At 63.6% G+C, this 15,087-nt stretch carries 12 protein-coding genes; 6 read left to right on the forward strand and 6 right to left on the reverse strand.

Annotated elements, in window-relative coordinates; translation table 11 throughout:
• Nucleotides 1–5: 5 nt before the first annotated feature.
• From parC to ACVCMI_RS13275, 4 genes are all read left to right on the forward strand, one after another.
• Entirely contained in the window at nucleotides 6–2,243 is a 2,238-nt protein-coding gene (gene parC, locus ACVCMI_RS13260; protein WP_447098505.1) for a DNA topoisomerase IV subunit A, read from the forward strand.
• 194 nt (nucleotides 2,244–2,437) lie between these two features.
• Nucleotides 2,438–2,938, forward strand: coding sequence for a hypothetical protein (locus tag ACVCMI_RS13265; protein ID WP_447098504.1), 501 nt, complete (start codon nucleotides 2,438–2,440; stop codon nucleotides 2,936–2,938).
• A gap of 191 nt (nucleotides 2,939–3,129) precedes the next feature.
• Entirely contained in the window at nucleotides 3,130–3,474 is a 345-nt protein-coding gene (locus ACVCMI_RS13270) for a transposase (protein WP_447098503.1), read from the forward strand.
• Nucleotides 3,375–3,785, forward strand: coding sequence for a transposase (locus ACVCMI_RS13275; RefSeq protein ID WP_447099534.1), 411 nt, complete (start codon nucleotides 3,375–3,377; stop codon nucleotides 3,783–3,785). The genes ACVCMI_RS13270 and ACVCMI_RS13275 overlap by 100 nt, the downstream gene beginning before the upstream one ends.
• A gap of 49 nt (nucleotides 3,786–3,834) precedes the next feature.
• On the opposite strand, the gene ACVCMI_RS13280 is transcribed toward ACVCMI_RS13275, so the two are convergent.
• From ACVCMI_RS13280 to ACVCMI_RS13295, 4 genes are all read right to left on the reverse strand, one after another.
• Nucleotides 3,835–4,167 carry a DUF2442 domain-containing protein gene (locus ACVCMI_RS13280; protein ID WP_447098502.1) on the reverse strand — a complete coding sequence of 111 codons (333 nt, stop codon included), beginning with the start codon at nucleotides 4,165–4,167 and terminating at the stop codon, nucleotides 3,835–3,837.
• Between the two features lie 65 nt (nucleotides 4,168–4,232).
• A complete protein-coding gene (locus tag ACVCMI_RS13285) occupies nucleotides 4,233–5,069 on the reverse strand; it encodes a transposase (RefSeq protein ID WP_447098501.1) in 837 nt (278 codons plus the stop codon).
• An 842-nt stretch (nucleotides 5,070–5,911) separates the two neighbouring features.
• Entirely contained in the window at nucleotides 5,912–7,726 is a 1,815-nt protein-coding gene (locus ACVCMI_RS13290) for an AIPR family protein (protein WP_447098500.1), read from the reverse strand.
• 81 nt (nucleotides 7,727–7,807) lie between these two features.
• A complete protein-coding gene (locus ACVCMI_RS13295) occupies nucleotides 7,808–11,383 on the reverse strand; it encodes a methylmalonyl-CoA mutase family protein (protein WP_447099562.1) in 3,576 nt (1,191 codons plus the stop codon).
• Nucleotides 11,384–11,648: 265 nt separating this feature from the next.
• Here ACVCMI_RS13295 and ACVCMI_RS13300 point away from each other — a divergent pair, with 265 nt between their 5' ends.
• Complete coding sequence (locus tag ACVCMI_RS13300; protein WP_447098498.1) at nucleotides 11,649–12,485, forward strand: energy transducer TonB; 837 nt, start codon at nucleotides 11,649–11,651, stop codon at nucleotides 12,483–12,485.
• A 91-nt stretch (nucleotides 12,486–12,576) separates the two neighbouring features.
• Here ACVCMI_RS13300 and ACVCMI_RS13305 read toward each other — a convergent pair whose 3' ends face one another.
• Both ACVCMI_RS13305 and ACVCMI_RS13310 read right to left on the reverse strand, forming a co-directional pair.
• Nucleotides 12,577–13,482, reverse strand: coding sequence for an alpha/beta hydrolase (locus ACVCMI_RS13305; protein WP_447098497.1), 906 nt, complete (start codon nucleotides 13,480–13,482; stop codon nucleotides 12,577–12,579).
• A 10-nt stretch (nucleotides 13,483–13,492) separates the two neighbouring features.
• Nucleotides 13,493–14,095: a TetR/AcrR family transcriptional regulator gene (locus ACVCMI_RS13310; protein ID WP_447098496.1), complete on the reverse strand. Its 603-nt coding sequence runs from the start codon at nucleotides 14,093–14,095 to the stop codon at nucleotides 13,493–13,495.
• Nucleotides 14,096–14,200: 105 nt separating this feature from the next.
• On the opposite strand from ACVCMI_RS13310, the gene ACVCMI_RS13315 reads away from it, so the two are divergent.
• Nucleotides 14,201–14,998, forward strand: coding sequence for a M48 family metalloprotease (locus ACVCMI_RS13315; RefSeq protein WP_447098495.1), 798 nt, complete (start codon nucleotides 14,201–14,203; stop codon nucleotides 14,996–14,998).
• Nucleotides 14,999–15,087 lie beyond the last annotated feature (89 nt).

A 15,087-nucleotide genomic window follows, 5' to 3' on the forward strand; every position in this document is an offset into this window, starting at 1 on the left:
ACTCCATGAACCTGCAAGCCAATTACGAACAGATCCCGCTGAAGGAATACGCCGAGCGGGCCTATCTCGACTACTCGATGTACGTGGTGCTGGACCGCGCGCTGCCGTTCGTCGGCGACGGCCTGAAGCCGGTGCAGCGGCGCATCATCTACGCGATGAGCGAGCTGGGCCTGGCCGCCACCGCGAAGCCGAAGAAGTCCGCGCGCACCATCGGCGACGTGATCGGCAAGTTCCATCCGCACGGCGATTCGTCGTGCTACGAGGCGATGGTGCTGATGGCGCAGCCGTTCTCGTACCGCTACCCGCTGGTCGACGGCCAGGGCAACTTCGGCTCGCCGGACGACCCGAAAAGTTTTGCCGCAATGCGCTACACCGAATCCAAGCTCAGCCCGATCGCCGAAGCGCTGCTCGGCGAGCTGGCCCAGGGCACGGTGGACTGGGTGCCGAACTTCGACGGCACCATGGACGAGCCGAGCTGGCTGCCGGCGCGCGTGCCGCACGTGCTGCTGAACGGCTCGATGGGCATCGCGGTCGGCATGGCCACCGACATCCCGCCGCACAACCTGCGCGAGCTGGCCACCGCGTGCATCCGCCTGCTGGACGATCCGGACGCCAGCGTCGCCGACCTGTGCGAGCACGTGCGCGGGCCGGACTACCCGACCGAGGCGGAGATCATCACCCCGCGCGCCGACCTGCTGGCGATGTACCAGACCGGCGGCGGTTCGGTGCGCGCCCGCGCGGTGTACCAGCGCGAAGAGGGCAACATCGTGATCACCGCGCTGCCGCACCAGGTCAGCCCGTCGAAGATCCTCGAGCAGATCGCCGCGCAGATGCGCGCGAAGAAGCTGCCGATGATCGAGGACCTGCGCGACGAGTCCGATCACGAGAATCCGATCCGGCTGGTGATCGTGCCGCGCTCGAACCGCGTCGACGCGGACGAGACCATGCAGCACCTGTTCGCCACGACGGACATGGAGAAGAGCTTCCGCGTCAACCTCAACATGATCGGCCTGGACGGCCGGCCGCAGGTGAAGGACCTCAAGCGCATCCTCACCGAGTGGCTGAGCTTCCGCACCAGCACCGTCACCCGGCGCCTGGAACATCGCCTGGCCAAGGTCGACCGTCGCCTGCACCTGCTCGAAGGCCTGCACACCGCCTACCTCAACCTCGACGAAGTCATCCGCATCGTGCGCAGCGAGGACGAGCCCAAGCCGGTGCTGATGGCACGCTTCCGGCTCAGCGAGGAGCAGACCGACTACATCCTCGAAACCCGGCTGCGCCAGCTGGCACGGCTGGAGGAGATGAAGATCAATGCCGAGCGCGACCAGCTCGAGGAGGAGCGCGCGCGCATCAACGTGCTGCTGAAATCGCCGGCCAAGCTGAAGGGACTGATCAAGGACGAACTGCGCGCCGATGCCGAGAAGTTCGGCGACGCACGCCGCTCGCCGCTGGTCGAGCGCGAGGTGGCGCATGCGCTGGACGAGAGCGCGCTGGTGGCCAGCGAACCGGTCACCGTGGTGCTCTCGCAGAAGGGCTGGGCGCGCGCCGCCAAGGGCCACGACATCGACGCCGAGGCACTGAACTACCGCGAGGGAGACGGCCTGCTCGCCGCGGTGAAGGCGCGCACCACGCAGCAGGTCGCGTTCATCGACTCCACCGGCCGCGCCTACTCCACGCCCGCGCACACCCTGCCCTCGGCGCGCGGCAATGGCGAGCCGCTGACCGGCCGCTTCAGCCCGGCGGCGGGCGCCAGCTTCGACGCGGTGGTCGCCGGCGACAACGATACGCGGCTGATCCTCGCCACCGACTTCGGCTACGGCTTCGTCAACCGTTTTGAATCGCTCACCGGCCGCAACAAGGCCGGCAAGCAGATCATCTCGCTCAGCGACGGCGCGAAAGTGCTGGCGCCGCAGGTCAGCGCCGATCCGGCCCGCGACCGCATCGTGGTGGTCACCAGCGAAGGGCATCTCTTGATGTTCTCGGTGGCCGAACTGCCGGAACTGGACAAGGGCAAGGGCAACAAGCTGATCGAGATTCCCAAGAAGCAGCTGGCCGAGGGCGAGCGCGTGGCCGGCGTGGCGGTCGTCGCCGAAGGCAAGGGCGAGGTCACCCTGTACGCCGGCGCGCGCAAGCTCACCCTGAAGTGGGCCGACCTGGTCGAGTACGGCGGCAACCGCGCCACCCGCGGCAACCTGCTGCCGCGCGGCCTGCGCCGCGTCGAACGCATCGAGACCACCGGCTGAACCGAACACCCGTAGGAGCCCGCTCGCGGGCGATGCTCTTGGGCGACTTCGTCAGAAGCATCGCCCGCAAGCGGGCTCCTACGACAGACAGGTCGTGACGCCTCCCGGAACTTGTCGGCGCGCCGCCTTTCCAACAGGGATGTACACGCCGACGCGGCCTCGCGCGTTGGATACGTGATCACCCCGGAGTCCGCATGAACGTCCCCCGCCTTCTCCCCGCCCTGCTGGCCACCTTGCTGGCCGCGCCGGCATGGGCGCAGAGCACAACCCAGCCGCTGAATCTCAAACTCCCGACCGGCGAACTGCCAGCCGCCAGCAGCACCACGGTCACACCTGCGAACGACGCCACGACACCCGCTCCCGCCACCACGCCCCGCACGCGCACCGCAGACAGCGTCGCCGCCACGCCACCGCGCGACCCGCCAGGCGTCTACTACGGCGACACCAGCGGACGCCTGGGCAACACCGAAGTCGCCCGCGACGCGCGGGCGGACTGCGACGACTCCACCTACAACCAGCCACAAGTCCACGGCAGCGTCGGCATGGGCGTGGCCGGCGGCAGCCGCTTCAGCGGCAACTACCAGACCGGCACGGTCAACGTCACCAAGGCCTTCGGCAGCTGCGACGAGCCGAGCGGCGGCATCAGCATCTCCGTCGGCGCCGGCACCAGCCACTTCCACGGTCGCGGTCATTGATGCGGCAGGGGTACTCGCGCCCAAAGGGGTCAGGTTCATTTCCTACGCCAGATTGAGCCGTATGGAAGTGCGCCACGCGCGCGCTCCCGGCAGCACTCGTTTCAACAGCCATGCAACCTGATCCGCTCCAACGCAGGAAGCACGGCATGGCGCGCTAGCCCCGTATCGATCTTCCCGGCATCCCGCAACACGTGGTTCAACGAGGCAATGACCGCCAAGCCTGCTTCGCGGGAGAAGCCGACTACTTGCGCTATCTGCAGGAGTTGCGTGGAGCATCATCCAGACACGACTGTGCGATCCACGCCTACGTGTTGATGACAAACCACGTCCACCTGCTGGTGACACCGGCCACCACCGGAGCCATCTCCCGCATGATGCAAGCGGTAGGCCGCCGCTACGTCGGCAGTTTCAATGCACGCTACCGGCGCACGGCACCTTGTGGGAAAGACGCTTCAAGGCAGCACTGGTCGATACCGACCGGTACCTGCTCACCTGCTATCGCTACATCGAGCTCAATCCCGTCAGGGCCCACATGACCGACGATCCCGCGGACTACCCTTCGAGCCACCACCACAACGCGATGGGACAACCAGCGCCGCTCATCACGCCGCACCAACAATACATGCTGCTGGCCACCACACTTGCCACACGACAAGCCGCCTACCGCGCGCTGGTCGATGAACTCGTGGAAGAAAAGCATCTCGACGACCTTCGCCAACACACTCAGCAGCAGCGCGCCTGGGGCAGCGAACGCTCTCGACAGCAAATCGAAGCACTGACCCAATGCTCAGTCAGCGTCAGGCCTCGCGGCAGACCCCCCAAGCCGCGAAAAATCGGGACTAAATGAACCTGACCCCTTTTTTCGAGAAAGCTCCGCCGAGCTTGCTTCAATAGCCTCAAGCGAACAAGAGGCAGCGGTCGTCCCACGACGATTCAAACGATTGTAAGTGAACCCCTTTTTGAACCACCTTCTTCCCCCGCACCAACCTCCCCTCATCCTGCAGCCGCCGATACAACGATCCCGCACTGAAATCCGACCCGTTCGGCCAAGCCAGTGCACCAAGCTCGATGAAGTGGCGTGCAAAGAACGCCGGATCACGCAGCGGCGCCGTCATCTCCGTGTCCGCCTCAACGAACCTGGAAAAGTCAAACACGCCCGAGGCACCGTCGGAGAAACGTAGCAACAGCTGATACCGCTCTTTTGGTTCGACTGCGATCAGCTTGATCATCGTCGGCTCCCGGAATCCGACTGGGGAAGCAAAGGGTCAGGCCTGGCATCATTGCATTCGGACATCTAGACGGCCCCGCGGACGATGCGGCCGACCGTGGTGAAATGCACGTTGAAATAGGCGGCAATCTGCGTATAGCTGTATTCACCGGTGGCCCACGCCGCCCGCATGGCGGCATCACGATCCAGGTGGGCTTTCGCAATCGCCTTTAGCGGCGGTGCCGGTGGCCGACGCTGAGCACGCGGAATGTTGATGTCGTCCGGCCGCTGCCCGGCTCGTTGGTGTGAAGCAGCGACAAAAGTATCGTCACCGAGGAATACTTGGCGGTTCAGATGTTTCCAGATCGACTCGCCTTCCATCCCCTCGTGCACGAACTTCTCGTACGCTGCCACGGCCCGGGCACGGCGTGTTCCAAACTGCGCAAGAAGCCCATCCGTCTCCAGCCAAGCTGGCGCGCCCACCTCACCCGTAATGGCTTGATAGCTGCTCCACGGCCACTTTGCGGGCGAGTCCACCATGTGCGCACGCACCGGATTCAACACCACGTAACGGGTCAACTCCAGTAGATAGCTGTCGGCATCGACCAGGATCGCCTTGTAGCGCCCTTGGAACAGGTGGCCCGTGCGGTGGTGACGGCGATTGCTCCATTGCGTGAACACGCCATTGAGTTGGCGCATCCCTTTTGACAAATTGCCATCCGGCGTCGCGATCACCAGATGGTAGTGATTGCTCATCAGGCAGTACGCATGGCAACACCAATTGAACTGCCCGACCACCTGGCCGAGCACCTCAAGAAACTGCGCACGATCCACGTCATCCTCATAGATCGCCTCCCGGCGATCACCACGTGCCGTCACGTGATAGAGCGCACCACCAAATTCAAGGCGAACGGGTCGAGCCATGCCGCGGAGCCTACTCCAGCGAATGCTACGATGCTAGACCTGACCCCATGCTTTGTGCTTTGTGCTTTGCATGCTTTGCATGCTTTGTGCAGCGAATGCTACGATGCTAGACCTGACCCCATGCTTTGTGCAAGCGCATCGAAGTGTTGTTGCTGCTCCACACGATGGCAGCCTTCGCCAGTTGGCTGGTGGGCATGGCCTGCGAAACCGCAGGTATCGATCAGTGGCTGACACCTTGTCGAGCCAAACGACGGCTGTACTCGATCATGCGACTCGGTCGTGAGGCGCTGGTGCGACGATGGTCAAACGCCAGGCTCGTCGAACTCATGAATCAGATACGAAAGCCAAGTCCGGCGCTACTCGATCAGATGGGTGTGCCGGCATGAAAACGTGGGGAAACCTCAGCCTCCGTCCCCTTATTCCGGAGGGACGAGATTTAATTAGCCACGTCCCCTTTATTCTGCACCCAGCAACAACGTGCCTAGGGCAGCGACCGTTTCCGCCAACAGATCGAAGCACTAACCCAGCGAGCCGTCAGCGTCCGACCGCGCGGCCGGCCACCGAAGCCACCCGAAACATTGGAAAAATGAACCTGACCCCTTTTTTGGCCCCGAAGCCACCCGAAACATTGGAAAAATGAACCTGACCCCCTTTTTAGACCCCTTTTTTAGCTCGACCCCTTTTTTAGCTCGCAACAACGTGCCTGGGGCAGCGACCGTTTCCGCCAACAGATCGAAGCACTAACCCAGCGGGCCGTCAGCGTCCGACCGCGCGGCCGGCCACCGAAGCCACCCGAAACATTGGAAAAATGAACCTGACCCTTTTTTTGTCGACACCTTTTTTCATGAAGCCGGCGTCCGCGCACGATCTGCAGCACTAATTTCCCGCTGCATATGCGTCCTGAGTTCATCGCGAAACTGCCTAAGCCTGATTAGCTCGCCCTTTCTAACAATATTGTTCGAGGTGAAACCTGTGCGGGCATGCTCGAAGGTTTCTATCGCCGCCGCAAACAGCCGCACGCAAAACTCTTCGTCCGAGAGTCTGGCAACCATTTGCTCACATCGCTCGTCGGTCTTCCCGGAGTTCATCGGGCCAACATCGACTCGCATGTCCATAGTCATCCGCGCCAGCCAGCAAAGCCAATATCGCGCGTAGTTGAAGCGCCCGTCTATTCTGCCTCGCGATTGCAGGACGTGGTACTTAAACAACAGCAGCGCGGACAAGTAGTAGGGCGTAAACTTATGATCCTCCACGAAGAGCCTAGTTCGATGCTCCCGAAGAATAGTGCTTGGGTTATTACTCATCACGAGTTGCGGTTCGCCCATCATCACCGATGCGAAAGACCTGATTTGCGAGTGAAGATTCACGATTCGAGGGCGCTCGATAGCGGCGTCACTGACCGATGAATACTCCTTCGAACGGCGCTCGTAGAAAAGTCTGTCTTGCGGATCAGACGGAAATATTCTGTAGAATTCTTGTAGTCGCTTATGGAATTTGTCGAGCGAAACGAATGCCTCATCAGGAACCGGGGTTTGTCGGTTTGTGGAACGGATGATCTTCGCAATTAGGTCATTGCTATTTGTGTGAATGATCTTGACAGGAATCTTAAGCGCACCATTTTCTCGTACGGCATCTCGATGGCGATAGACCATGTGACTGGTCTGACACCCGTTCACAACGAAATAGTCGCCAATCTCGTACTCGGTGGCACGTATGTTTGAAAACTCGCGCGCAACAACAGTGACACCATTATTCAGCAATACGAACTTATCGAGCATCACTGGATCGGCGAGCGTGTGTGCTATCTCATTGTTAACAGTGTTATCGTCTCCTTGAAAGTCTCTGACGTTCTCGTAGAACACGTGTTTTCTCAGTGAACCATCCGAGCTTTCAATTAACTTTAAGAACTGTTGTGCCGGCAAAAAACCAATAAACGCCTGAACCACATCCTCAATGTTGTCGCAAGGAACACTCTTCTCTAGTGTTATACTCACGCGAAAGCGATTCTCGATTTCACTGTAGGCATCAATAATGTAATCAGCGTCGACTAGCTTAATTGTGGCGGCACCGACTTCCTGGACAGCATCCGTAAGCGCTTCCTCCTGAGCCTTGAGAAGCCCTGGCAATAGCTCATCCGTCGGTTTACCTCCACCCGTCGCGTAGTAAAGCTCGCAACGCGGCCGCTTGGAGCCGAACAGGCGCGCGTTCTCGACCCGGAAGACCTCAGAGATCAACCGCCGGGCTTCTATCAACTCATCCGTCAATGGGATGGACGGATTCTCAGCGAAAAGGTTGCGGACAGCGGCAACAAACTTCAGCAGATCACCGGAATCAACGGAAGAGGAACGCTTCGTTTGTATGAATACAAAACGTACATCCATCCGGCGAGCTTTTCGATGTATTTCAATGTCATCCTCGTTAGCAACGAGGGCATCGTTTATAAATAGCGCGAAGGCATCCAGACCAAAGGTACTGCCGCCGTCTACGTCGACCTGCTCGAACACATTCGGATCAGAGAATGCATCCGGATCGATCTTAGAAAGAAGAGCGTAATTGACAAGGCGTTCGAACTGCTTTGCCTCATCCAATTTCTTGATTCCAAAGGAATCTGTGAACTCGTCGAGAATCCCCTTCAGGATTCGATTTCCTATGCTCATCGCTCCCCCGAATTTTCTGCGCCAAGCATATACACCTGCCTGGCATCGAACCTGTTACCCCTAATGCACCAACGGCGTGTCCTACATATTCCGCCGATACTCCCCCCCCACCTCATACAACGCATGGCTGATCTGCCCCAACGAGTTGTACTTCACCGCCTCGATCAACTGCTCGAACACATTCCGCCGCTCCCGCGCCGTCGTTTGTAGCACCTTGAGACTGTCGGAGGCCAGCGCATTCCGCGCCTCCCCATAACTCCGCACATTGGCAATCTGCGCCCCCTTCTCCTCCTCCGTCGAGCGAATCAACTCAATCTCGGTGGCAATCTCCCCGCCATGATCCTTCGGCAGGAACGTATTCACGCCGATCAACGGCAACGACCCATCATGCTTCTTGTGCTCGTAATACATCGACTCTTCCTGGATCTTCCCGCGCTGGTACATGGTGTCCATCGCCCCAAGCACCCCGCCCCGCTCGCTGATCGCCTCGAACTCCTTGTACACCGCTTCCTCGACCAGGTCAGTCAGCGTGTCGACCACGTAACTCCCCTGCCACGGGTTCTCGTTGAAATTCAGCCCGAGCTCCTTGTTGATGATCATCTGGATCGCCACCGCCCGCCGCACGCTTTCTTCGGTGGGCGTGGTGATCGCTTCGTCATAGGCGTTGGTATGGAGTGAGTTGCAGTTGTCGAACAGCGCGTACATCGCCTGCAACGTGGTGCGGATGTCGTTGAACTGGATTTCCTGCGCGTGCAGGGATCGGCCTGAGGTCTGGATGTGGTACTTCATCATCTGGCTGCGCGGAGAAGCGCCGTAGCGCTCGCGCATGGCGCGGGCCCAGATGCGGCGGGCGACGCGGCCGATGACGGTGTATTCCGGGTCCATGCCGTTGGAGAAGAAAAAGCTGAGGTTGGGCGCAAAGTCGTCCACCTTCATGCCGCGGGCGAGGTAGTACTCGACGATGGTGAAGCCGTTGCTCAGCGTGAAGGCGAGCTGGCTGATCGGGTTCGCGCCGGCTTCGGCGATGTGGTAACCGCTGATCGACACCGAGTAGAAGTTGCGCACCTTGTGGTCGACGAAGTACTGCTGGATGTCGCCCATCATGCGCAGCGCGAATTCGGTGGAGAAGATGCAGGTGTTCTGCGCCTGGTCTTCCTTCAGGATGTCGGCCTGCACGGTGCCACGCACCTTGGTCAGCGTGTCGGCTTTGATGCGCGCGTAGGTTTCCGCGTCGACCAGCTCGTCGCCGCAGACGCCGAGCAGGCCAAGGCCGAGGCCGTCGTTACCCTTGGGCAGCTCGCCGTGGTACTGCGGGCGCGGGGTGTTGGCGTACAGCTTGTCGATGTATTGCTGCGCGGCGGCCCAACGCTTGTCGTCTTCCTTGAGGTACTTCTCGACGTTCTGGTCGATGGCGGTGTTCATGAACATCGCCAGGATCATCGGCGCGGGGCCGTTGATGGTCATGGATACGGACGTGCTGGGCGCGCTGAGGTCGAAGCCGGAGTAGAGCTTCTTCATGTCGTCCAGGGTGGCGATGTTGACGCCGGAGTTGCCGATCTTGCCGTAGATGTCCGGGCGCGGCGCCGGGTCCTCGCCGTACAGGGTGACCGAGTCGAACGCGGTGGACAGGCGCGTGGCGGCGCCGCCCTGGCTCAGGTAATGGAAGCGGCGGTTGGTGCGCTCGGGCGTGCCTTCGCCGGCGAACATGCGGGTGGGGTCTTCGCCGCTGCGGCGGTACGGGTAGACGCCGCCGGTGTACGGGTAGTGGCCGGGCAGGTTTTCCTTGCCGAGGAAGGTGAGGAGTTCGCCCCAGTCCTTCGACTTGGGCGGGGCGACTTTGGGGATCTTCTGGTGGCTCAGGGATTCGCGGTAGTTGTCGACCTTGATGACCTTGTCGCGGACCTTGTATTCGTTGACGTCGGCGGTGACCGAGGCGTAGAGCGCGGGCCATTCGCGGAGCTGGTGGATGGCTTCGTGGGTGAGTTCCTTGAGGGCGGCGTTGTAGCGTTGGCGGAGGAGCAGGATTGAGCGGTCGACGGCGCTTTCTCCCCTCTCCCCTTGGAAGAGGGGTTGGGGGTGAGGGTGCGGGACCGGGGTGGAGTCTCGCGCTCCGGCCGTACCCTCACCCTCGATCCCTCTCCCGGAGGGAGAGGGATGCAAATCGGCGTTGCGATACAACTCCAGCGGGCGCGGCAGCTTGTCGTCGCCCAGTTCCTTCAACGCCTCGTAGTAGTGCTGCGCCTTGCTGGCGTATTCGGCCTGGGTCTCGATGCTCTTGTTGATGGCGCGGCCCTGCTCGGCGATTTCGGCGAGGTAGCGCACGCGGGGGCCGGGGATCAGCACGGTGGCGCGGGGTTCTTTCAGGGTGGTGTCGAGGTTGGGGGTCCACTTGTCGGCGGGCAGCGACAGCTTTTCGCGCATGAGCCGGCACAGGTTGGCGAACATCCAGGTGATGCCGGGATCGTTGAACTGGCTGGCGATGGTGGGGTACGCGGGCACGTCCTCGTCTTTCACGTTGAACGCGGTGCGGTTGCGCTTCCACTGCTTGCGCACGTCGCGCAGGGCGTCCTCGGCGCCGCGCTTGTCGAACTTGTTGAGCACGATGAGCTCGGCGAAGTCGATCATGTCGATCTTCTCCAGCTGGCTGGCGGCGCCGTAGTCGCTGGTCATCACGTAGGCGGGGAAATCGACCAGGTCGACGATCTCCGAATCGCTCTGGCCGATGCCGGCGGTCTCGACGATGACCAGGTCGTAGGGCTGGCTCTTGAGGAAGTCGATGCAGTCGTGCAGCACGGTGTTGGTGGCCGCGTGCTGGCGGCGGGTGGCCATCGAGCGCATGTAGACGCGATGGCTGCGCAGCGAGTTCATGCGGATGCGGTCGCCCAGCAGGGCACCGCCGGAGCGCCGGCGGGTGGGATCGACGGCCAGCACCGCGATGCGCATGTCGGGGAAGGCGTGCAGGAAGCGCAGCAGCAGTTCGTCGACCACGCTGGATTTGCCGGCGCCGCCGGTACCGGTGAGGCCGAGCACGGGCGTGTGCTTGCCGGCCAGCTTCCACTGCTTGCGCAGGCGGTCGAGTTCGGCGTCGGTGTAGCTGCCGCCTTCCAGGCTGGTCAGCACGTGGCCGATGCTGATCTCGTCGTCGACGTCGGGCGTGGCGTGGCTGGCCGCCTCGCGCTGGGTGAGGCGCGACTCGCGGCCCTGCTGCGCGCGGCGGATCACGTCCTCGATCATCTCCACCAGGCCCAGCTTCATGCCGTCGTTGGGGTGGTAGATGCGCTCCACGCCGTAGGCTTCCAGCTCCCTGATCTCTTCCGGGGTGATGGTGCCGCCGCCACCGCCGAACACGCGGATATGGCTGGCGCCCTTCTCCTTGAGCATGTCGACCATGTACTTGAAGTACTCGACGTGGCCGCCCTGGTAGGACGACATGGCGATCGCGTCGGCATCCTCCTGCAATGCCGCGCGCACCACGTCCTCGACCGAGCGGTTGTGGCCGAGGTGGATCACCTCCGCGCCCTGGCTCTGGATGATCCGCCGCATGATGTTGATCGCCGCGTCATGGCCATCGAACAGGCTGGCCGCGGTGACGAACCGCAGTGGGGTGGTTTCCGTCTGCGGGACGCTGGCGGGGACGTGCTTGGCGGGGGAACTCATGGCAACTCCGGACATCGTGTGCTTGAACCGTTCGATTCTAGTGGGAATCGGCATCAAGGGCTTGGACGGGGTCAGCCTGATGCGAGGCGCGCCGGGGTGTTCCTCCGGCATCCGGCGGCGCCCCACGTGGTGGCTGCCACCACGTTTTGCCGACATACTCGGCTCAGACAGGTGACGCCATCGGCGCGCCGACCAAGGCGAACGGGTAACGGACCGCGGCAGGGAGCGGCGCCAGGCAACTTAAACGCACTGGAGGAATGCACGCATGAAGAAGGTGATATTCGCGGCCATCTTTGCCTTGGTCGCGGTGGTCGCGCAGGCCAGCTCGGTCAAGGATCTCGAATCCTCCGCCGTCATCGACGGCAGCATCGTGGTGACCACGGATGGCTCGGTGCGGACCACGCAGATCGATGAGCCCGAGAAGTACGGTCCCATCGCCGAGATGGTGCGCAAGGCCGCGTTGAAGTGGCGCTTTCAGCCCGTGCTGCGCCATGGCGAACCGGTGGTGGCGAAGGCCAGCATGCATGTCCGCGTCGTGGTCAAGAAATTGTCCGAGGGCCGCTATGCGGCTCGCATCACGGGCGCGACGTTCGGCGATGACGACCCCGTGCCCACCAACGAGCTGCGATATGCGGACAGCCAGCGGGTCATGCCGATCTACCCCGCCGCCCCGGCCAAGGCCCGCGTGGACGCCACCGTGTACGTGGTGCTGCGCGTGGACCGCAGCGGCCGCGTCGCCGATGCCGTGGCCGAACAGGTGAACCTTGGCAGCCCCGGGGCCGAAGTTCTGGCGCGCAGATACCGCCGTGCCTTCGCCGAGGCGGCGCTGGAGGCGGCGCGCAAGTGGACTTTCAAGGTCCCCACCACCGGCGAGCTGGCCGCCAGATCGGACTGGACGGCTCGCGTCCCGATAGATTTCCACGTCGAGTCATCGCGCCACGCCGATACCGTGCCGGTCTGGCAGACCTACGTTCCCGGGCCGTACACGCCCGCCCCATGGGTTCACCGCCCGGGGCAAGACGCCGGCGATGCCATTGCCGAGGGTGCGCTGCAGACCGATGGCACCGGCCCGGTACTGCTCAGCAAACCGGACCAGGGCTGACAAGCGGCGAATAGCGCGCCGTCCGGTGGCGCGGAAGCGGCGCTTGCCCAAGGACACGCCATGGTAGCGATCACGCCGCCGCAGGCGTGGCTCAGGCCTGGTCGCAGAAGAGGTTCGGCGAACCCACCACGCGCGCGCCCACCGTTTCCCCGCGCAGGAAAGCAAACGCCGCGTTGATCACCTCGGGCGCATCGAGCACGCGGCGGTGACCGAGGCCCTGCGTCGTGTACAGCCGCGCGCCGGAGCAGTACTGGGCGTAGCGCTCGCCCTCGCCCCACGGCACCTCGGTGTCATCGAGGTCGTGCACGATCAGCACGGGCTGGCCCAGCGCGGGCAGGTGGCGATGCACCTGCAGTTGTTCGACGCTGACGCCGGTGCGGCGCAGCAGCCAGTCGAAGAATGGTTGTTGCAAGTGTTCGCCCAGGCGCACGAAGCGGAAAAAACGGCTGGCCGCGGCCTTCATGTCTGCCGCCGGCGCCACCAGGATCAGCCGCCGCGCATGCCAACTCTCGTCCTGCGCGAAGACGACAGCGGCGCCACCCAGCGAGTGGCCGACCGCCAGCGCGGCGTTGCCGTAATGTTCGCCGATCGCGTGGATGGTCGCGGTGAACTCCGGCAGCGTGCACAGCGTGCCGCTGCTGTGGCCGTGGCCGGGCTGGTCGAACGTGACCACGGCGAATCCCAGCGCGCGCAAGCGCGCCACCCACGGCAGGAAGCGCAGGCCGAAGCTGGACCAGCCGTGCGCCAGCAGCGCATACGGCTGGGTCGAGGGATCGCCCCAGACATAGGTGGCGATGGTTTCGCCGTTGACGTGCAACTCGCCGCGGCGCATGTCCGCGTCGCCTTGCACGGCTTCGGCGCGGCTGCGGCTGCTGGCGAACGGGGTGGCAAACAGGCGCGCGGCGCGGTTCACGGTGCGCCCGGGCGCGATCCGCCCGCCCAGCACGAAGCCGGTGCGCACGGTGCCGAGCCTGATTTTTTCGATGACGGTGGACATGGGTCTCGCCTCAGGTTTGCCAGCTGCGCCACAGGCGCTCGAAGGCCGCGCGGGTGCGCTGGCCGGCTTCGTCGAATCCGAACAGCCCGGCGTCGTGGTGCAGGCCGAGCATCAGGGCGTAGATCTCGAAGGCGAGCTGGGCGACGTCGGTGTCGCTGCGCAGGTGGCCCAGTTCCACCGCCTGCGCGATCGCCTTCTGCAGTTCGTCGCGCCAGCCGGCCTGCTGCCGCACCACGCCGTCGTGCAGCGCGCCGTCGCGGCCGTCGTACTCGCTCACGGCCGACAGCAGCACGCAGCCGCTCTGGTGCTCGCGGCTCCACTCGAACCAGTGCGCCACGATCGCGCGCAGCCGCGGCAGGCCGCGCGGCTGCTTCAGCGCGGGCAGCAGCACCCGGGTCACGAAGCGCTGGCGGCCGGTGTCGAGCACGGCCAGTTGCAGGTCTTCGCGCGAGCCGAAGTGGGCGAACACGCCGCTCTTGGACATGCCCACGTCGCTGGCCAGGCCGCCGATCGACAGGCCTTCCAGCCCGTCGCGGCGGGCCAGCGCATAGGCATGATCGAGGATGGTGTCGCGGGTGGCCGTGCGCTTGCCGGGGCGGGTTGCGAGTGTCATGGCGGAAAAATAGCACGACCGTTCGTTCTATATCAAATGGTACTCACACAGTCTCGGCGGACCTTGCGGCTATGCTTCACCACTGCACGCCATGGAGGATTCCGCATGAAAATCCGCAATCTGGGCATTCCGCTCGCCACTGCCCTGCTGGCCGCCTGTGTCACCTCGCCCACCGGCCGCTCGCAGCTGATGGTGGTGTCGGACAGCCAGATGAGCCAGATGGGGCTGGCCGCTTTCAACGACATGCGCAAGCAGGGCAAGTTCGTCGACGCGCCGCGCGAGCGCGCGTATGCCACCTGCGTGTCCCGCGCGCTGGTCGCGGTGCTGCCGCCGCCGTGGAATACCCAGCAGTGGGAAGTGCAGATCGTTGGTGACGACACCGCCAACGCGTTCGCCCTGCCCGGTGGCCGGATCGGCGTGAACAAGGGCATGTTCAAGCTCGCCGACAACCAGGACCAGCTGGCCGTGGTGCTCGGCCACGAGCTGTCGCACGTGGTGGCACGCCACGGCGCGGAGCGCGTGTCCGACAACATGGCGGCGCAGGCGGCGGTGGCCGCCGGCACGGTGTACGCGGGCAGTCGCGGCGGCGACGCCAACACCGCGGCGGCGCTGCTCGGCGCCGGGGCGGAACTGAGCATCCTGCTGCCGTTCTCGCGCACGCAGGAAAGCGAGGCCGATACCTTGGGCCAGCGCTACATGGCGCAGGCCGGTTTCGATCCGCGCGCGGCGGTGGTGCTGTGGCAGAAAATGGGCGCGCAGGGCGGCAGCAAGCCGCCGGCATTTCTTTCCACGCATCCCGCGCCGGGCAACCGCGCCGAGGCGCTGGGTCGGCAGGCGCAGCAGTTGCTGCCGGTCTATCAACACGCACGCGCCAGCGGCCACGCACCGGACTGCCACTTGTGAACGGCGCTTGATCGCCGCCTGAACGAGCCACGCGCGGCCGGTCAACTGCCCGCCGCGCATCCCGTTTTCCATCCTGCCTGCCGCCTGAC

It is taken from the genome of Rhodanobacter sp. UC4448_H15 (genome assembly GCF_052978265.1).

Excerpts from the sequence above, each read along its gene's own strand:
- parC (WP_447098505.1), top strand. The coding sequence starts at position 6 with ATGAACCTGCAAGCCAATTACGAACAGATCCCGCTGAAGGAATACGCC.
- ACVCMI_RS13265 (WP_447098504.1), top strand. The coding sequence starts at position 2,438 with ATGAACGTCCCCCGCCTTCTCCCCGCCCTGCTGGCCACCTTGCTGGCC.
- ACVCMI_RS13280 (WP_447098502.1), bottom strand. The coding sequence starts at position 4,167 with ATGATCAAGCTGATCGCAGTCGAACCAAAAGAGCGGTATCAGCTGTTG.
- ACVCMI_RS13285 (WP_447098501.1), bottom strand. The coding sequence starts at position 5,069 with ATGGCTCGACCCGTTCGCCTTGAATTTGGTGGTGCGCTCTATCACGTG.
- ACVCMI_RS13290 (WP_447098500.1), bottom strand. The coding sequence starts at position 7,726 with ATGAGCATAGGAAATCGAATCCTGAAGGGGATTCTCGACGAGTTCACA.
- ACVCMI_RS13295 (WP_447099562.1), bottom strand. The coding sequence starts at position 11,383 with ATGAGTTCCCCCGCCAAGCACGTCCCCGCCAGCGTCCCGCAGACGGAA.
- ACVCMI_RS13300 (WP_447098498.1), top strand. The coding sequence starts at position 11,649 with ATGAAGAAGGTGATATTCGCGGCCATCTTTGCCTTGGTCGCGGTGGTC.
- ACVCMI_RS13305 (WP_447098497.1), bottom strand. The coding sequence starts at position 13,482 with ATGTCCACCGTCATCGAAAAAATCAGGCTCGGCACCGTGCGCACCGGC.
- ACVCMI_RS13310 (WP_447098496.1), bottom strand. The coding sequence starts at position 14,095 with ATGACACTCGCAACCCGCCCCGGCAAGCGCACGGCCACCCGCGACACC.
- ACVCMI_RS13315 (WP_447098495.1), top strand. The coding sequence starts at position 14,201 with ATGAAAATCCGCAATCTGGGCATTCCGCTCGCCACTGCCCTGCTGGCC.